This window comes from Pseudoalteromonas sp. CO348 (assembly GCF_004208845.1).
Classification (GTDB): Bacteria; Pseudomonadota; Gammaproteobacteria; order Enterobacterales; family Alteromonadaceae; genus Pseudoalteromonas; species Pseudoalteromonas maricaloris.
In genome coordinates this window covers 221,575-238,699 of record NZ_SGPI01000040.1, presented here as the reverse complement: position 1 = coordinate 238,699, position 17,125 = coordinate 221,575, and the positions used below count along the sequence as shown (strand labels likewise).

At 40.2% G+C, this 17,125-nt stretch carries 16 protein-coding genes; 3 read left to right on the top strand and 13 right to left on the bottom strand.

Annotated features, from left to right (window positions below; translation table 11 throughout):
- Positions 1 to 4: 4 nt before the first annotated feature.
- The 7 genes from EXT48_RS22095 to EXT48_RS22065 all read right to left on the bottom strand — a co-directional run bounded on the left by EXT48_RS22095 (position 5) and on the right by EXT48_RS22065 (position 8,829).
- Positions 5 to 1,243, bottom strand: coding sequence for a bifunctional 2-polyprenyl-6-hydroxyphenol methylase/3-demethylubiquinol 3-O-methyltransferase UbiG (locus tag EXT48_RS22095; RefSeq protein ID WP_130165805.1), 1,239 nt, complete (start codon positions 1,241 to 1,243; stop codon positions 5 to 7).
- Positions 1,244 to 1,810: 567 nt separating this feature from the next.
- Entirely contained in the window at positions 1,811 to 2,797 is a 987-nt protein-coding gene (locus tag EXT48_RS22090; protein WP_130165804.1) for a Calx-beta domain-containing protein, read from the bottom strand.
- A 9-nt stretch (positions 2,798 to 2,806) separates the two neighbouring features.
- Positions 2,807 to 3,295: a hypothetical protein gene (locus EXT48_RS22085; RefSeq protein ID WP_128727492.1), complete on the bottom strand. Its 489-nt coding sequence runs from the start codon at positions 3,293 to 3,295 to the stop codon at positions 2,807 to 2,809.
- The gene (locus EXT48_RS22080) at positions 3,295 to 3,933 is read right to left on the bottom strand and encodes a glycine zipper domain-containing protein (RefSeq protein ID WP_165384134.1); all 639 of its coding nucleotides are present in this window, start codon (positions 3,931 to 3,933) and stop codon (positions 3,295 to 3,297) included. Before EXT48_RS22080 ends, EXT48_RS22085 begins: the two co-directional genes overlap by 1 nt.
- Positions 3,923 to 6,058: a hypothetical protein gene (locus EXT48_RS22075; RefSeq protein ID WP_130165802.1), complete on the bottom strand. Its 2,136-nt coding sequence runs from the start codon at positions 6,056 to 6,058 to the stop codon at positions 3,923 to 3,925. The genes EXT48_RS22080 and EXT48_RS22075 overlap by 11 nt, the downstream gene beginning before the upstream one ends.
- Positions 6,051 to 8,252 (bottom strand): hypothetical protein, encoded by a 2,202-nt coding sequence (locus EXT48_RS22070; RefSeq protein ID WP_130165801.1) that lies wholly within the window; start codon positions 8,250 to 8,252, stop codon positions 6,051 to 6,053. Before EXT48_RS22070 ends, EXT48_RS22075 begins: the two co-directional genes overlap by 8 nt.
- Before the next feature lie 148 nt (positions 8,253 to 8,400).
- The gene (locus EXT48_RS22065; protein WP_130165800.1) at positions 8,401 to 8,829 is read right to left on the bottom strand and encodes a hypothetical protein; all 429 of its coding nucleotides are present in this window, start codon (positions 8,827 to 8,829) and stop codon (positions 8,401 to 8,403) included.
- A 389-nt stretch (positions 8,830 to 9,218) separates the two neighbouring features.
- Between EXT48_RS22065 and EXT48_RS22060 the strand changes: the two genes are divergently transcribed.
- Both EXT48_RS22060 and EXT48_RS22055 read left to right on the top strand, forming a co-directional pair.
- Entirely contained in the window at positions 9,219 to 10,295 is a 1,077-nt protein-coding gene (locus EXT48_RS22060; protein WP_130165799.1) for a hypothetical protein, read from the top strand.
- Positions 10,296 to 10,795: 500 nt separating this feature from the next.
- The gene (locus EXT48_RS22055) at positions 10,796 to 11,572 is read left to right on the top strand and encodes a 2OG-Fe dioxygenase family protein (RefSeq protein ID WP_165384133.1); all 777 of its coding nucleotides are present in this window, start codon (positions 10,796 to 10,798) and stop codon (positions 11,570 to 11,572) included.
- A 76-nt stretch (positions 11,573 to 11,648) separates the two neighbouring features.
- On the opposite strand, the gene EXT48_RS22050 is transcribed toward EXT48_RS22055, so the two are convergent.
- Positions 11,649 to 12,716: a ChuX/HutX family heme-like substrate-binding protein gene (locus EXT48_RS22050; protein ID WP_130165797.1), complete on the bottom strand. Its 1,068-nt coding sequence runs from the start codon at positions 12,714 to 12,716 to the stop codon at positions 11,649 to 11,651.
- Between the two features lie 476 nt (positions 12,717 to 13,192).
- The gene (locus EXT48_RS22045) at positions 13,193 to 14,329 is read right to left on the bottom strand and encodes an MFS transporter (protein WP_130165796.1); all 1,137 of its coding nucleotides are present in this window, start codon (positions 14,327 to 14,329) and stop codon (positions 13,193 to 13,195) included.
- A gap of 208 nt (positions 14,330 to 14,537) precedes the next feature.
- Between EXT48_RS22045 and EXT48_RS22040 the strand changes: the two genes are divergently transcribed.
- Positions 14,538 to 14,726 (top strand): hypothetical protein, encoded by a 189-nt coding sequence (locus EXT48_RS22040; RefSeq protein WP_130165795.1) that lies wholly within the window; start codon positions 14,538 to 14,540, stop codon positions 14,724 to 14,726.
- 123 nt (positions 14,727 to 14,849) lie between these two features.
- Here the strand turns inward: EXT48_RS22040 and EXT48_RS22035 are convergent, their stop codons facing one another.
- The 4 genes from EXT48_RS22035 to EXT48_RS22020 are packed head-to-tail and all read right to left on the bottom strand — an operon-like array spanning position 14,850 to position 16,790.
- Positions 14,850 to 15,509 carry a YoaK family protein gene (locus EXT48_RS22035; RefSeq protein WP_130165794.1) on the bottom strand — a complete coding sequence of 220 codons (660 nt, stop codon included), beginning with the start codon at positions 15,507 to 15,509 and terminating at the stop codon, positions 14,850 to 14,852.
- Positions 15,506 to 15,922, bottom strand: coding sequence for a VOC family protein (locus EXT48_RS22030; RefSeq protein WP_130165793.1), 417 nt, complete (start codon positions 15,920 to 15,922; stop codon positions 15,506 to 15,508). The genes EXT48_RS22035 and EXT48_RS22030 overlap by 4 nt, the downstream gene beginning before the upstream one ends.
- Positions 15,919 to 16,359 carry a DUF2214 family protein gene (locus EXT48_RS22025; RefSeq protein WP_130165792.1) on the bottom strand — a complete coding sequence of 147 codons (441 nt, stop codon included), beginning with the start codon at positions 16,357 to 16,359 and terminating at the stop codon, positions 15,919 to 15,921. The genes EXT48_RS22030 and EXT48_RS22025 overlap by 4 nt, the downstream gene beginning before the upstream one ends.
- A gap of 20 nt (positions 16,360 to 16,379) precedes the next feature.
- Positions 16,380 to 16,790, bottom strand: coding sequence for an NUDIX hydrolase (locus tag EXT48_RS22020; RefSeq protein ID WP_130165917.1), 411 nt, complete (start codon positions 16,788 to 16,790; stop codon positions 16,380 to 16,382).
- Between the last annotated feature and the right edge of the window lie 335 nt (positions 16,791 to 17,125).

Below are 17,125 nucleotides of genomic sequence, written 5' to 3'. Positions count from 1 at the left end.
TTTCCTACTTTTTAGCTACGATTAAATTCATTGCACCATGAAAGTGAGTGCAATCTCTGTTTGTTACAGACAGTCCAGCTTGTTCTAGCCAATCTTCAACTTTATCTAAAGTATAAAACGAATGTTGGTATTGTGTGACAAATTGTAAATTCAATCTCTTAAAGTCCGCAACAGCAGGATTGCCACTAAATTGCGATTCATACAACTCAATCATCATTTCCATGTGAGATTTTGTCATGTTTTCATTGGGGTTTGCGATAATTAACAGACCACCCGGAGCAAGTAAGTTATAGCAGTGTTTAAAAACCAAAGACGGATTATCCATCGCGTAAACACTGTTTATTAATGTAATCACGTCGTATTGATGCGTATTAACAAACTCTTCTAGTTGGACATGAAATGCTTGAAATCGCTGTGGTTCTTTCAGTCTCTGCAGATTGGCGTTGGCTTTTTGCACCATATCAAGAGACGTATCTACACCGTGATAAGTAGAAACTTCACCATTGACAAAAGCGGCTAAGTTTCCATTTCCACATCCAGCATCCAGAACAACTCCTGACAACAGCGGAGAAATTGTATTATAAAGTTCAACTTGTGGTGGAGTAATAATAGAGTCAAATGCACTACTATATTCATCCCAATGAGATTTATTCATAATTTCCCTTTTAATTAGACTATCACTCTTATTAAAGCAAGATGATAAGTTTCGATTTAGGAAGCGAAGCCCCCTTTGCTTTATTTCTTTCGTTTCAACAACTAGAGCAGATATTTTTCTATCAACCCCAATATCATAGTTGCAATCATTTTTAATCAGTATAGCGTTAAATAACTTTTTATAAAAATCAACATTCCCTCTCAGGATAAAAAACAACCGCTCATAACCCATCTGTTGTGCTTTATCTAATAACAGGCCATAAACCACTCTGGTAATTGCGACATCTTTACTCGATATACTAAGCTGGCCGACAACTGCATCCTTTTTAGGGTCAAAACCATCACTTAATGATGCCCTTACTTCTTTCCAAACATCCTCATCTTCATACGCGCTGCTCAGTCCAAAAGTGGCTATTGGATTATGTGGAACTTGGCTTATATCACTAAGTAGGTATAGAGAAGTACCTTTACCTAAGATTTTATCTTTAGTAACTCTGATAGCTGGAAAGTTTTCCACATAGTTTTCTTTCAACGTTTTAACTGCGACATCAATATTATTTAAATTACATGCTTCTATTTTAAAAGACATAGTAAATTCCTCTCATTCTGTTTTTAAAGGAGAGGTAAAATCTGTCTGCAGCCAGAGTTCACCTTACATCAGGCGTTTGCTTGTTTGCCCGATAGACATAAGGTTAAGGCGATAATGGCAGATGCCAGAGGCCGATATTTGGAAAATCCAAAAACCAATAAGCCATTTAATATCAATTAGTTAATGTATTAGGAAGGAAATAGGAAATAGATTGGAAGTAAAGAAAGGTGCTACTTGTAGCACTTGATATAAAAGGATCTCAAACTAGCTCAGTATTTTTACAAACGTCAGTTACAGACAACCCTCTGCCAGCTCTTTAGTCAGCAATCGTTTTGCTTGAAAGTTTTGCAGGTAAATATTGTAGTTCGATGTAATGGCTGAACTTAAACACCTTAAGCTGAAGGCTCGTGGTATTTGAGGGTGCCTCAATGAGCTATTGCTAACTCATCGAATAATGAACAAAAGTTCTCTCGATTTTCACTTCTGTTGATGGGGAGTATGCAGCAGCGCTGAGTGCGCTGCCCATTGGCTTAGTTGAAAGCTAGCCCAATAAATAAGCAACTCAGATTAGATAACACTTCCATTGTTATTTGCTTTCACTTCAAGTTTTACTACCTCACCTAACTCCTCAAGCCACTTAGGCGAGTTAGAAACTCTGGAACTCAAGTAGTCAAGTAACTGAGCTTTCATCACAGTTGTTGCTTCATATTGAGTATGAAACTGTTGTTTTTTCAGCGCTTCAAGGTGGGCGTCCAATGTATTTCTCAAAACATTAGGGTCCAAATCTAAAGCTTCATTAAACAGAACAATGTATTTTTCTCTCGCTCTTTGAATATTATCTTGAGTATCACGGTAATTCTTGACCAAGTTAGCCTTTGGGTTTTCTTTGGTTGACAAATAGTTACCAAGGATCTCAAGCTGTTTCAAATCATTCGAAAGGTCCGCTGCAAGAGCTGAAAGGTTACTTACCAAAAGGCTGCTTTTTTCCACTAAGTCTTTGTTTACTCCAGCTTCGACAATCATCACGATATGTGACGGCTGCCCTTTCACATTTTTCAGCTTAATGTAAAACATTTCATTGTTTTCATAGACATCAGAGTCAGGAATAATTGGAATATTTATTGATTTTTGCACTTCACCAGGCTGGAACTGTAAAGCAATATCAAGGGCTCGATAGTCCTCAGCTGCTTTTGCAGTACCATCTTCTGTTATTAACTCAATCTGTTGTACTAAATCAATGTTGGCTGTTCGATGAAGAGTAACTTCCACGACAGCACTAGACTCTTGAACTTCAGTCTTCACACCAGAAAAAGTAATATTTTCATATTCTTTAGGAAAGAAATATGGATAAGACAGCGCTGCTAATGTTGATAAACAAAGTACCCAACAAAAGGAAGTAACAAACGAAAAATGCCAACGTGCAAACAGTAATGGCTGAGCACAAACACCACACTTGTTGGCATATGATTTAGTAAATAACTTATGCGCCCGAGCATTACTACAGTGTTCTATATTGCTGCAATAATATTGTGCTTTTATTGGTTTAATCGACATCTACATTACTCAAAGTATCATATCTATTTCTTGTGCTAGTGATTCAAGCTCACTCTCTAGCTGGTTTAGCATTTGCTGTTGTCGTGATTCGCTTGCCGCTTCTTGAAATTGTCTCAAGACCTCCTCTCGACTCAGGCCGAGCCATGGGTAACGTGTTTTCAACTGGCTAATTTTTGTCTGATTAATACGCTCAAGACCTTTGTATGTTTCTATCTTACCCAGCAACGCATCATGGCTTGCAATTAAAGCGTTTAACTTCTCACTTTGTATTACTATCAACTGCGTTAGTTGTACCTTGTCACTTTCAAGCTCTTGATTTTCTTCTTCAATCGCATTCATTTGAGCTTCGATATCCACTACCCTTCGGTTTAGCTGTGCCTGTCGTTGCTTTGCTTTTTCTTCGCTCCATCCATACAACCCACCAGTTGTTGGATCACCTGTCGTCTCACAACCTGATAGCAAAGACAAAAACAAGCAATATATAACCCGCTTCAGCATTAGTATAATTTCCGTCTATCTAATGAAGCTAGCTGGGCTTGCATGACTTCTAGCTCGTTCTTTTCAGCAAGAAGTTGTTGAATAACCGTTTCACTATGTGAGGCTAATTGCACAGAAACGGTTTCTCTTTCTTGTGCCAGCACATCCTTTTGGTACTGAATTTCTTCAGTCAATATCTCGACTAACTTAGCTGACTTGGAAACCGCTTTAGACAGGCTATCTTTTTGCGTTTCTAAGCCACTATACTCAGCACTGCGTTTTTGAGACTCTGCCTCAATGCTTTCTAACTGCGCGGTATAACCTTCTATTTCCAAATGAATTTTTTCTCTTTCATTTTTTGCTGCGATAAGTTTCTCTTGTGCCCCTTTAATCACATCTTGCATATATAACTCAGTATTAGCGTAATCCTGCTTCTTCTTAACCACACTCTTGGCATAAAGATCACCGGCAACAGCACCAATCAATGCACCAATCATAGCGGCTTGCTTATTGTCACCTAACACCAAACCAAGCGCACCACCAATGAGTGCACCTGTCGATGCTCCCTCAGCTCGAGTTTTAGTGTCGTCAGTCATTGCACACCCGGATAGCAAAGCTGTCATGATTGAAGCAGCAACAAGGTTTTTTCTACTTTTCATCGTTCGTTTCCCACTGGTTATTGGATTTAGTAAGTACATCAGCTAATTCTTCGATATCGCTCGAGGCATGGCTGTTAGGGGCAGGCAGTAGCTCTTCTATGGTCGACTCTTTAGTATTTAAATGACGGTAATCATTTTCGATACGCTCTTTTTCTTCTAGTAAGTCCTCAAAATCATCGCTGTCGCGCAGGAAACTCAACCTTCTTTCTGTAACTTCGTCTGCCAGCTTTTGCTTTTCGTCTTTGCTTTGTTTTAAATCAACTAAACGCTGCTCTAAACGCATACTATCGACATCGGCAATTGATTTGAGCTTACGATCTCTACTATCAAGCTGCGCTTGGATCAGGCTTTCGTCTTTAATTTCTAGTCTTTCAATCAGTAGATCCATTCCTCGACTGCGCCTCAACAGAGCCGATACCTCACTGAGTAATTCATCTTGTAACTTTGCGTTATATTCACGTTTGTTTACCCAAAGCGTAATGGAAGGGATAAGTAATGTTGATGCCTTGAAAAGCCTAATAACTTCCTGTTTTATATCTTCTAGTTCATTCTCAATCGCCAATTTTTTACAGACTCTATCGTCATTCCCTTTAAGGGCTGTGTTGGTATGACGCTCAGGAGAATCGATTCGGTAACCAAAATCCCATTTTTCAAACGTTTCCCAACTATGTTCACCACCGGCATCACTGACGACTAGACCGAGCACTTCAAATGCGCCACTGAATGAATACTCGGCACCAATCCCGTCTTGTCCACCAAAAAAATGCTTAAATTGGATTGGTATTTTTTTACCTCTTAGCTCTTCAAGCCTCATGGCATCTTCAGATTCAACTGCCATAAGTGACTTAATACTTACCACCAAGCCATGTTGTTCACTTAATCGTTTGCCAATCTCATCTTCAAGTTGAGGCCGGATTAATTCTTCAAACTGACTTAATGCTTTGTAATGATTAAACTTGTCATTCAACATCACTTCTTTGCAAATGTCGTGTACTAGTACTTTTATTCTGTCGAGAATTTGTGCTTGCGTTATCGCTAACAAATCAATCTGATTGTCGTTTTCACTACTTGCAAATAAGTGACGGTATTTTTCAAACTCTCCTTCTTTCGCCTTAACTTCCATGCGAATATTTAACCGTACACGGCTACCAAACATCCCCGTTTTAAATGCGCCATCTTCTTTATCAAACGTGAGCATCAACCCATTCAATAACCTCAGCGGAGCAATGTTTGGTAATGTATGAAATGAGTTAAGTTCATAACCAATTGCAGTAGCTTGTTGCTTAACACTATTTTTAACCTGATCGGAGATAGAGACGTCTTGACTCGTTGCCGTTTTGAAGTTGCTCAGCAAATCCATTTCAGATTTGCCCAAAATATGCTGACGGATTGCTCTATCAATACCCGCTTTCATGTGTGCTACCACCCCCTCGATATCGCTAATTTCAGACTTGCGATAGGCTTGGTAGTTATTCAATGTCATTTGACATTCGGACGTTACTTCTAAGCCCGTTTCTTTAATCTTGGTACTATATTTAAATTCGGCATATCGCTCTGGTGCGTTACGCAGTGTGAAGCCAATATTAAAATCCATTCCTTTTAATTCTTGCTGCATTTGCTCGCACACCGACGTGTTTAATTCACTGCTTTCTCCACGCTGTAGCTCTAGCTGATAAAACTCATCTAATAAGTTGCTATTTTGTGAGTCCAAGCATTTCTTATACATTTTCGACATGCAGTGATGCAGGTGCTTATCTATTAAATTAAATAATCCTTTTTCCGGCGTGCCGGACATACTTAAGATTTCGACTAACTTATGCGCTTCAGTTTGATCTGTAATTTTAAGCTGAAAGGTAGCGTAAAACTCTAGTGCAATCTCACTTGCACCTTCATGCCATTCAAATGGAATTTTGCTAATGACGATTGGTTTTGTATGAGATTTAACAAAGAAATATTCATAATGTTTCTTATTAAATAAATCAGATAGCAAACCTTGCTTGGTTACGATTTGGTTGGTTTTCTTATTCCAAGTGACAACAAACCCCTCTCCATGAACTCTCGGATTGTGAAAGTTAGTATCGACTTTTCTGATTAAGTTGCTCAAATTAGAGATGCTTTCATGCATGGTAGGATTCTCTTCTAGGTTTTTTAAATTGTTTAATAGCTTCGCTTAACACGCCTTTTTTTAGCTTTAGTAGCATCCTCTGCTCTTTATCTGATCTACAATTTCTGTACTGCTCTATCGCCTTGTCTCGCTGAATTCTTAAATCCGCTTTAATTTGCTCGTACTGTTTTCTGGTGCAAGTAATGGCAAACAATTGATTCAATCGTTTGAATTTTTCATCCAACTCCGTAAGCATCATGTCGTAATGCTCATATTCACTTTCATCAGAGACATATTGCGTTTGGATCAGCGTTTGTTTTATATAAATCGATGCAGTTAAAAATGCAGTGATATTTCTCTTCTTTAGGCTTTCATTCAAACTAGGCATCGCTAGCAGTGGGTAAATTAACTCTTCCGCCCCCTCTTCAAACATTAACGTAATCAAGTAAAAGGTGGCCTTATCATCAAGTTGATTATTTCCCTCTAACACACGATGCATAAGGCTAAAAACAAAAATCCTTACAATCATTAAAGTTAAAACACACTTTTCACTATCGGAAGGTATATTTTTTAGTATTTTTAATAAGTGAGATGCATCTGCATATAGATAGCCAGAAAAATAGTAACGAAGCACTGCAAATCCAGGGCGCATATTATTATCATAAAACCCAAGTTCAGAGTTTTTAGAAAACACATACTCCAATGACAAAACTTCAGATTCACTTTCAAACTCAATTGAATAAGCTAGAGTATTAAATAAAAAATAGAGGTGATTTTTGAAGTCATACACCTTCGATTTAAGATTATTTTCAAAGGTTGACTTAAACTCTGGAACCCAATTATCAATATGAATTTCTAAGTCTGATATAGATATTAGACCTTTCTCTTTTTCTTCCACTTGCCATAGTAGTTGACAAATAAATTCATCGATGGCCAACTTGAATCTATCTTGATAAGAAAGCGCCCTAACAAACGAAATAAAATGAATTATTTTTGAATTTTGGCACTGACGATATCGCTCAAAAACTTTTAATAGGTAATCACTATTAATAGTAATTACCCCAACTTCAGAAAGCTTTAAGTAGAAGTAGGCAAGGTCTGAAAAAAGCGCATCTATATCAAGGAGTTCATTTGTTATATCCTGATCAAAAATGACTTCTTCAATAATTGCAGAGAGTACGGCTAGTTGGAATGGGTTGTTTGTAAGCAACTTTTCTCGATATACGCTCGCTTGCTTAATCGAGCTTAGCCGGATACAACAAGTACCTAAACCCGACGGTGATGTGAGCTCAAGCCCAGCTAATTTCAAAAATGCATCAGGATCTTGCTGCCAACGAGCATAAGCATGAGTTAACGCTTCTTCTCCTTCTCCCACTTCTTTAGCTTGATCTAATTTATGGTCAAATGCTTTAGCTATGACATTTTGAAACAACACCAGTGGCATGTTGTTAAACCAACAAGTTAGTGTAATAACTAAACAGTCCAACCAATCGTCGTTATCTAGTGCTGCTACAGGTAATGAGTCATGTGTAAAGTGAACTGCAGGCTGCCAATAACCAAGCATGGAACTTACAGAGTTGAAACGCAGGTATTCTTGGATCCTTCTAGGACAATCACTATCGCCTTTACTATCCAATACCATAAGCAGCGTCGCCTTACGTGCTTTTAGTTTAGACGTCAGTGCATTTAGATTTTCACGGGTTTCGATAAAGCGCTCGAAACTTTCTAAGTCTTCTACTGGCTGCCTAATAACATAAGCGTGTTGACTTTCTACGTAAGGAAATTTTGAATCTAAGTACTCAGTTATTCGACATGAATTATGACGTATGTAGTAAGATGATATGTCGGTGTGCTGTAAAGCAGCAGCGATAGCCTCTGAGAGATAAAAGGCATTCTCGTTATTTTTTTCAATAATCAGCCAGTTGTGACAAACGAGGAAATTGTTAAGTTCGGCTAACTTGATGTCATCTAAAATGACCTCATTACTCGCAATTTTTGGAAACGTTCTTAACTGAAGTGCTTCATACTTCAGTGGTTTCTTATCAGCATTTGAGAAATAGTTATTGACCTGAACATCTCTATTCCCTTGGATCACAGCTTCTTCAAACGTACTACTGTCAAATTGGCTTAGTTGCTGCGGAACATCATCATCATATGCATTGGTTTCGATGCCAATGCTTGAACCAACCTCTGCTTCCTTTGGATCAGCACTCATATAAAATCACTTTTAAAATTTTAAAAACGGGAGCAATTAAGCCTTAAGAGCTTCAAATAGCGAGTACTTCGCTATGAAAGATACAAGCTTCTTAACTAGCTTAAATTTACAGGGTCAAACCACCCCTTATCGGAATTTAAGGTTACCTTTAGTCTTTAGCACCAAAGTTAAGCGTAATGTCCCTATTACCAGTGATGACATTTGGTGCATTCGCCCCGCCGTTAAAGGTACACCCTTGAAACTGAGCATTGCTTTGCTGGCCATTTTGATTTGTAGGGTCTGAGTGGTGGTTGTTTTGTTGATTTTCTATTCGCTTTTGGTGGTATTCCAGCGCTTCTTCAGGCTCAATATTAAGCGCAGTCAATAGATTCTTTAGCTTACTTACCGTCGATGACGAGAGTGGCGCTAAACTGGCTAAGTAGCCTTCCGTCTTATAATTGCGAAGACTTCTATCACTCATGTAAGCACTGTCTGTAACTTGCTGTTCGGACAGTCCTTTTTGATTAATCTTCTCAACAATCAGCTGCCTTAAAGACTCTAATTGCACCTCATCCGCAAAGTTATAAACTTGTTCCATTTCGCGCTCCTTACCCTTAGGCATACCAAAAAATCTCATTTACCGGTCTAAAAAACCACATTTAGATTACATTTCTATACAATTAGAGCACAATTTTCAAATATAATTTCACTTTGTTACTTAAATATAAACAATGAAAGTAACCATCATTAGGTTACCTGCATCATTGTGAATTTTACGTAACCTTGCTCAACAAAATAAAAAAACGATTTAAAATCATTACAATAGAAATTAAGACCATGTTAAGCAACATCAAACACTCTCATCTAACAAGCAAGAGTTAGCACTGTTTACTAGTTCAAACAGGTGCGTCAAGGTAGAAATAACCACCCTTAACGGAGTTTTTAAAAGACAATAAAGTTAAGAAAAATTAACAAAAGGAGTTAAATATGAAATTTCTACCAATACTGAGTGTTATCGCTTTATCTAGTTACTCACTCAAATCAGAAGCTAACTTCACGCTACCTACTCATGACGCTATGACTAGCGCCCCTGTTAATGCCATCAATTATCAAACCTTTAGTAATACTGATGGCATTATTGGGTCAGGTGTTGATGTGTATAAAATCAGTTATAGCGGCGGGGCCGACGATTACGTGATAATTGTTAACTTAGATAGAGGCGGACACCCACTAATAATTAGCTCTGAAAAGCATTCTGTGACCAACTCCTGGATGATGGGAGGAAATTCAAACCAAGATAGTACCCCATATTATTACTTCAAAGCAGCCAGCGGATACGGATTTCATGATGCTTTAAAAGCGTTAGACACTGATCTGGCTCAATCATATGTCGGTTTCACTAACTTAAGTTACTTTGGCCCAGTTAGTTCAAACATAGGTGAAAAGAGAGGGATATTATTTCCTAGCCGCTCGCATTCAATTTGGATGGACGGAGGAGAATTAAAACATTCCTTTTATCATGAAGATTCTGGGTATTACGAGGATAGTATTGACAAAACTTGGGGCTACGCTCTTGATAATTTAGCTAAGCTTGAAATCGGTGGCGGTAAAGCATTTGTAGGGCGTGTTGATGAATTTGATGATGTCACTTCCTTCCAACCCAATGATTCAAGAGATTATTTTGCAGCATTGACTGACTTAGATAATGCAACATATCGGCGCAGTAATTTAGTATCTTACGCATATGCCTTTACTACCAATCATTTAAGTTCCATAAAAGGATACAACTGCAGCTTTGGAGGTGGTTATCCAAGAGGATTTGTCGGCACAGTTGATGCTGATAACAACCCAAGAAACAAGCATGAAAAGCTAGTCATTCTAGTAAGCCAGTGTCAAAATTATGGATACGCGAAGGATGTGCTAGAGATGTATGGACTCAATATGTCTAACGTGATGACTCTAGACAGTGGAGGTTCTTTAAAGTTGTATCTAAATGATTCGAATAGTAAGAAAATAGATTATGGCCGTACAATTCCTAATATACTTGCATTTTTTGAGGATTAACAAAGTAGCCACTCAATTGCTACTGTAAATAGAAAAATCGCTCACTACTCAAGTAGTTTTCGTGGATTTATTCAGATTCTACCGATGACTACTTGTTCCTGCTCACTTATACTCATAGCCTTCCCCCAAAGCGCAAGAGAAAATATACATCCTCGATGTGCTAGCCCAAAAGGCTTTCCATTTGTACTGCCCACAGCTCTTTAAACCAGAGAGAAAGCATGGATTGTATTAATTCGAGTTACCCAGCTCAATTAATCTCCACTAAGCTAAAACTGAATGAAGCATACGGTATAGCAACCATTCGTTCAAACAGGCCTTTCACATTAAAACTCACCATAAATTCAGTTTTCATTCCGTTTAGATTCCTATCATTTCCTTCAAAATCAATAAATTAAATGCAAATCTATAAACACCAAAACAAACCAGATGAGGTGAATATGAAAAAGCTTATTGAAATTTTTATGAAAACAAATCAAGAAAGACAGATAGGAGAATCAAAAATGACTAAAACTACATTGTTAAGAAATGGTTTCTGCCAATATTCTTTGCCAAATTTCAACGTTGGTTCACTACAAGATATTGAGTTGTTACTGAAACAGGTGGAACCTGAATTAGGCTTAGACACTTATATTCCATCCGGCCAAAATGCAAGAGGTATCGTGCGTTATACCGTCAAGGACGCTAACACATACCTTATCAATCCCGAGGATAGACAAGGAGGTCAATATTATGTTTACGGCTTATCTCAACAACTAAACCCGGACGCAGGGGGTAAACAAAGGTGGTTCAAAGCAATAACACATTGCACTGACGGTACATTGATTTGCAACCACCCAGTGATCACAGCGCTGACTGAATTTTTGATCCAACATTCAATTTCGGCACCGTCGTACCATGTTGAGCATCAGTTTATTGGCTATTATCCGACACCTTACGCGGATTGCTTGGTAACCCCAAATACGCTTCATTTCGACGGGTTAAGTCATCAAACAATTACCTCAATCCTTACGCTGGCCAGAGAGAATGTATCAGGCGGGGAGTTTGTGATAGCTGACGGTGTCGCGGTAAACACCCCTATAGATAATGTTAGTACCCAAGATCTTCGGCTCTTTACTGAATTACCTGTGGGGTCAGGAGTGATTATGGACGAGTGTCAACGTGGTACTTCCCGCCCACTTTGCCATAGTGCAATGGCGACAAGAATGGAGAATGCGCAACAAAATACCGTCTCTAAACGAATAATCTTAGTCTCAGAAGTCACGCCTATTTGGCACTAGAAATTCAAAGGGCTCTTTTATAGAGCCCTTTTCAATATAGCTGATTGTAGAGGATAGCTTTTCTATAGCTCAAGTATTACGCCGCAACCCGTCCTTTATGGATCAATCGCTCACATAGCGCCTGCCACTCATCGGTTTGTTTTTTGCCTTCAATTCGGCGACCAAACAGCGTTAATACAGTCTCGCGATTGGCATCAAAAAACTCAATAGAGGTAACCACAGTATTGCCGTTATCCGTGGGTTTTCTGACCACGAACGCACGGGTTAGGTCGTCTGCTTTTATATGCAGGTTAAACTCAGGATCTAATACGTTAAACCAAGGGCCAACTTGTTTGAGGTTTTCAACCTTTCCAGAGAAGATCTGTACCGCACCTGGATTGCCAACGAATACCATAATCTCTTGCTTAAACATGTTTGCTTGCTGAAATATATCTGCAAGGTCAAAGCTTTGTAGCTCAAAGCTCCATGGTGAGCCAACGATTTCAAGGGCCTGCAAGCGTTCAAGGTTGTATGTCTCTAAAAGCTTTGGAAAATGATGGACATCATTTAACTCGCCCCACTGCGACCTAAAATCATCTAGCTGCGCAGTACTCAAGTCCTTAATATTAGTATCTAGGACTTCAAAAGGCGTTACATCCAACTCGTGACTATGTGTTAGCTGGTAGCGTGCTTTAAGGTTCACAAACTCGTTAAAGTCGGCATCTGCTGTCATATATACCTTATGTACAGCCCGACCGTTTTCATCGAAAAATTGAAAACTAGTATGCTTATCCGTTTCAACAAGAAATACACTTTTCCATTTGTGCAAGAAAAGCCGCAGATCAATCCCTCCTGGATTGATGGCCACGGCACTAAGTTTGTTACTGTGCCCTGTAACATAGAGCTTTTCATACAAACCAGTTATCTCGCTCACCACAGAGCCATTTCTAGTCAAAGCCATCACTTTTCCAAGCTTTTTAAATCCTTTTAATAAATCCGCGATTTTATGCTCATCTAATCTGGTAACTCGAGACGTAACAGGCTCATCCAGCTGTGCGTTTAGCAACTCAGCTTCACTCACACCTAGCTGCATAGCCGCAACAATGGGCCTAATGTTAGGCTCTCCGATTAGTAGCATTTTATAATCTTGAATAAGTTGTTCCATATTTCCTCCACAAGGAACCTAGCTTAACCACCCATTTGGCAAAGAAAGAAGACAAGTTGTTGATTTACAGTGCTCACATATATAGACGCAACATCATCCGCTCAAACCACGTACCAACTTTGCAAATACCATGAAGCCCAAACCAAATGAAAATGAGAATTAATATCAAATAATATTAGCAATTTATTTTGTCTAATGAAAGTCCACACAGATTAAAACATTTCTACTCAATCAAAAGCACTCGTGTTCGATCGAATATGCAGGCTGGCATACCAACTCGCTTAACTCAGCTTCCAATTTTGAGGCAAGAGAATCTTGTCGATAACACTGCTATCGCCAAGGTACCTACATCCATGTAGGCAAGGCGAAAATTTTGCTATTTAGTTTTTCTAAATGAGAAATTTTTAACGCCGTAAGCGTCAGACTTGCTCCTTAAAATTGAGCAAGTATTAAGGCTAATTGGTACTAGTTACCTCCTAAATTGATGCGCCTTTTACCGGGCGCAAACACAAAATAGCAAGACTAAACAAGGTAATAGCAAGCAGCGTCATCGCAGTCACACCAAGGCTATAAGCAAAACCTGCGACGGCAGACCAGCTCGCTACACCAATGTGCATCATGCTCATGGCCAGTGAGATGAGCACACCGCGATGTGCAGGCGAAAGCTCTGAAATATATGCCTGTAATGCCGGAGCCCCGATACCGCCAGCCAATGCCCAAAGTGTCATCAAAAAGTATAACGGTATGAGAGAGGTACCTTGATACCAATAAAGACCGCTACTGGCGATGAGGCAAACGACCAATGATGCACGCATTACCTGCCGTCCACTTTCAAAATGGGTTGCGAGTTTTGGCATCATCAGGTTTCCAGCAACGCTCACTAAGCCTAATAAGGCATACAGTACACCAATAAACCACACTGACAGTGCTTGTGTATCTCGTAAATGCTGCCCCACCAAATTGAACAAACCAATACCACCACCTAAACCAATACACATGGTAAGTAACGCGCCAACAACACCGGGGATTTGCCATAGCTTGACCGATATCTTGGTGCCTTCTCCAGCTTTGTCATTTGGGATCGCACGGTGGTTTACGGTAAGTAATAATGCCACAACCCAACTGGCGATCCCGAGCGCAACAAAAGCCGCTCGCCACGACATTAGATGCGTTAAAAACGCGCCAAACGCAGGGCTTGAGATCATGCCAAGAGTTAAACCAGCTTGCACCCAACCGATCCGCTTTAGCGCATCTCCACCAGAGCTTGCCGCGATGGCAAATGCAATCGGTAGCATGCCAGCACTGGCAATACCTGTGACCACACGAGCAACTAAGCCCCATTCAAATGAAGTGACAAGCCCTGTCGCGATGGAAGCACCACCAAAAACCACGATTGCAGGTAAGATGATAGCGCGGCGCCCTACTTTATCCGACAGCGCCCCAAATAGCGGAGCCACAATCGCTAGGGCAACGCTGTAAGTGGTAATAAACAGTGTAACTCGCTCAGGCTTTACACCTAATTCGAGTCCAATAGGTTCAAGAATAGGCCCAAGCATCAACTCATCGGCCCCGACTAAAAACGCAATAAAGGCGAGTAATAAAGTCAATAACATCTCATTACCCCTTTTTTGCGCAGCAAACGTTTACCTTGCAGGTGTTCAGCAAAGCAAAAGAAATAAAGCCAATATTAAGTTGGTCTTTGTTTAGGTTACTGCCTGACATTATCAGGCCTTTTAAAATCAAGTTCATTAAATTACATCCATAAAAAACGGGAGATCGACAAGTATGCCGACCTCCCGTTTCAAAAAATTTCGAAAACGTGTGCCACTGAATTTCGGGCACAAAAAAGCCGGCGATGAAGTATCATCGCCGGCTTCGTCTTTCCAATCATCAGATACACTGACGCCGTCGACCTTTATTCAGGTAGTCGCCAATGCCTCTGATGAAGATTTAGAAAGTAAGCTCCGAGCAACACTTCATCGTGTTAATGCGCGGAGCAAAGCCTTCTAACAAAATTCTTAAATAGGATGTAAAACATCGCGGAAAGATCCAAATTAAAATCGCGCGCTAATCTATACGATGTTGATTAAGTAGTCAATAATCCAAACTAAGATACATCAACACCACGGTGTACTACCCCTTATCCCTAAGCGCAAAGCGGTAAACACCTGCGATCAGCAAACAAATGGTTATAGGCAACCACAGCGCCTGAAAGTAAAACTTGTTATAAAGCCAAGCGCCTAACACGCCGCCTGCCACAAACCCTGAGATTATCAACACAAACAGTTTTGCTTTTCTGGTATCCAGTGGCTCGCCTCTACATAGCGCCCCAATCATTAGTCCTAGGTCGGTGAATATTCCTGTTACATGGGTTGTCCTCACCACAGCTCCACTGTACGTGGTGGCTAATGCGTTTTGTAGTCCACAAGCTGCAGAGGCAAAAAAGTGACCATAAAATGAGCCTTGCATCAGTAATACGAGAGACACGGTAAGCAAAATAGCTTCAAGTATCAGCGCGGTATCGTAATGTTTGCCAAGCCTTAACGTGGTGCCATGCAGCAAAAACCCCGCAAGTGCAGAGCCAAGCAAGAACGCGAGTAACACTCCAAATAAGTGCAGGGTTTCTTTAAGATTGTCACCTAAAAAACTGGTTCCGAGCATAGTCGCAGTGCCGGATAAGTGAGAAACGGATTGATGCTCGAAGCTAAGTAGGCCGATTGCATTCACAAATCCTGCGACGAGCGCCAATATAAAAGCGCCGATCTCAACCCATTTTGGTAACTTTGAGATCATCTCTTCGCCATAGGATGATCAGGGTTTAGCTGCAATAAGTCCCAGCGGTTGCCATAGAGATCTTCAAATACAGCAACCGTGCCATAATCTTGCTCTTGTGGCTCGCGAATAAACCGAATACCAATAGACTTCATACGCTCATAATCACGCCAGAAATCATCGGTATTTAAAAATAAAAATACCCGTCCACCAGCTTGATCACCAATAAACTTCTGCTGCTCTGGCGTAGAAGCTCTGGCAAGTAGTAACGCCGTACCATGAGAATTAGGCGGTGCCACCACCACCCAGCGTTTATTTTGCTCGGGTTGATAGGTGTCTTCTATTAATTCAAAACTTAGTTTATTGACGTAGAAGTCGATGGCTTCATCGTAGTCTTTAACGACGAGCGCAATATTGACAATATTTTGTTTCATGATGAGGGCAACCCATAGCCTCTTGCCATAAGTGCAGCAAGTAGCGGTAAAACTAAAAGTAACAGCATTTCTAGCCTTTTAATGACGATGATGCGCTGGGGCACAGACAAATTAGCTGCTGTTGTCTTACGGTGCTTCAATAAAAACACAGTCGGAATGATAGATAGTAAAGCGATTAACAAAAATAGTCCGACTTTGGCATGGAAAATCGGATTTTTAGTGTAGAACTCACTGGGCTTGCCAACTGCAAACCATAGCGTTAACCCTGCGCCAAGGGTTACAAGCGCACTGACACCATACAAACCATCAACTACCGCTAACCGCTTAATGCTCTGACTACTCATTGATTTGGAGAGTAGCACGTTTTCAATCGCGAGCGTTGATGCCAAAAATAAAATACCGATAAAATGAATATATCTAACGACTACCTCTTCCATGCTATGCCCCAATTGCTATTTTAGTATCGATAAAGTGTGTTGTTTTCTTCTAAAAAGTTCACCAAAGGCAAAAACAGAGGTTGCGGCAATTCATCAAGCGAAAACCACTGCCATTGTTTGCATTTATTTGGCTCTTTAACTTCTGCATCATGAGTATCGCACCTTGCCATGACAAACAAAGTGACATAATGTTTCTGCTCATCGGCAAAATAATCATTTGTAAAACCAAGCTTTTCAACGTTTACAACATCTAGCCCCGTTTCTTCATACACCTCTCTTATTGCGCATGCCTCAATGTCCTCTCCATACTCTAAATGGCCACCCGGCGTTGCCCAAGTATGTGCGCCATGAGCACCGATGCGCTCACCGAGCAAAATTTTATTATCATGCATTATGACCACGCCAACCCCGACGCGTACAACTTGATCCATCATTTTTCCTTTAGGGCCTGTTTACCTTTCAAGTTTGTTTTTGCAGCAGTTTGATTGGTATTTATACAAGGCAGAGCCTGCGTAGCATAGTTGTTCTATGTGAGTCAGGCGAGAACACAGTAGAAATGCCAATCAAGCGCTGCCCTTTGGGTTCACCTGAGTGCGCTTTGTTCATTGTTGCTCAACTTTTACCTAGATTACTAGGCGGCAAGTCGAGCGTCGCGACCAAAACCCACTCAGGAGAACAAAAATCAAACAGCAAAGATCAACAGGCCCTAGTTGTTACTGCAAATATTGACTCGCTGAACTTATTATTCAGGATGATTTAAACACCT

What these genes read in the sequence shown, in the direction of transcription:
- EXT48_RS22060 (WP_130165799.1), top strand. Translation starts at nt 9,219, where the DNA reads ATGAAATTTCTACCAATACTGAGTGTTATCGCTTTATCTAGTTACTCA.
- EXT48_RS22090 (WP_130165804.1), bottom strand. Translation starts at nt 2,797, where the DNA reads ATGTCGATTAAACCAATAAAAGCACAATATTATTGCAGCAATATAGAA.
- EXT48_RS22035 (WP_130165794.1), bottom strand. Translation starts at nt 15,509, where the DNA reads ATGATCTCAAAGTTACCAAAATGGGTTGAGATCGGCGCTTTTATATTG.
- EXT48_RS22025 (WP_130165792.1), bottom strand. Translation starts at nt 16,359, where the DNA reads ATGGAAGAGGTAGTCGTTAGATATATTCATTTTATCGGTATTTTATTT.
- EXT48_RS22055 (WP_165384133.1), top strand. Translation starts at nt 10,796, where the DNA reads ATGACTAAAACTACATTGTTAAGAAATGGTTTCTGCCAATATTCTTTG.
- EXT48_RS22065 (WP_130165800.1), bottom strand. Translation starts at nt 8,829, where the DNA reads ATGGAACAAGTTTATAACTTTGCGGATGAGGTGCAATTAGAGTCTTTA.
- EXT48_RS22045 (WP_130165796.1), bottom strand. Translation starts at nt 14,329, where the DNA reads ATGTTATTGACTTTATTACTCGCCTTTATTGCGTTTTTAGTCGGGGCC.
- EXT48_RS22030 (WP_130165793.1), bottom strand. Translation starts at nt 15,922, where the DNA reads ATGAAACAAAATATTGTCAATATTGCGCTCGTCGTTAAAGACTACGAT.
- EXT48_RS22075 (WP_130165802.1), bottom strand. Translation starts at nt 6,058, where the DNA reads ATGCATGAAAGCATCTCTAATTTGAGCAACTTAATCAGAAAAGTCGAT.
- EXT48_RS22085 (WP_128727492.1), bottom strand. Translation starts at nt 3,295, where the DNA reads ATGCTGAAGCGGGTTATATATTGCTTGTTTTTGTCTTTGCTATCAGGT.
- EXT48_RS22050 (WP_130165797.1), bottom strand. Translation starts at nt 12,716, where the DNA reads ATGGAACAACTTATTCAAGATTATAAAATGCTACTAATCGGAGAGCCT.
- EXT48_RS22080 (WP_165384134.1), bottom strand. Translation starts at nt 3,933, where the DNA reads ATGAAAAGTAGAAAAAACCTTGTTGCTGCTTCAATCATGACAGCTTTG.
- EXT48_RS22095 (WP_130165805.1), bottom strand. Translation starts at nt 1,243, where the DNA reads ATGTCTTTTAAAATAGAAGCATGTAATTTAAATAATATTGATGTCGCA.
- EXT48_RS22020 (WP_130165917.1), bottom strand. Translation starts at nt 16,790, where the DNA reads ATGGATCAAGTTGTACGCGTCGGGGTTGGCGTGGTCATAATGCATGAT.
- EXT48_RS22070 (WP_130165801.1), bottom strand. Translation starts at nt 8,252, where the DNA reads ATGAGTGCTGATCCAAAGGAAGCAGAGGTTGGTTCAAGCATTGGCATC.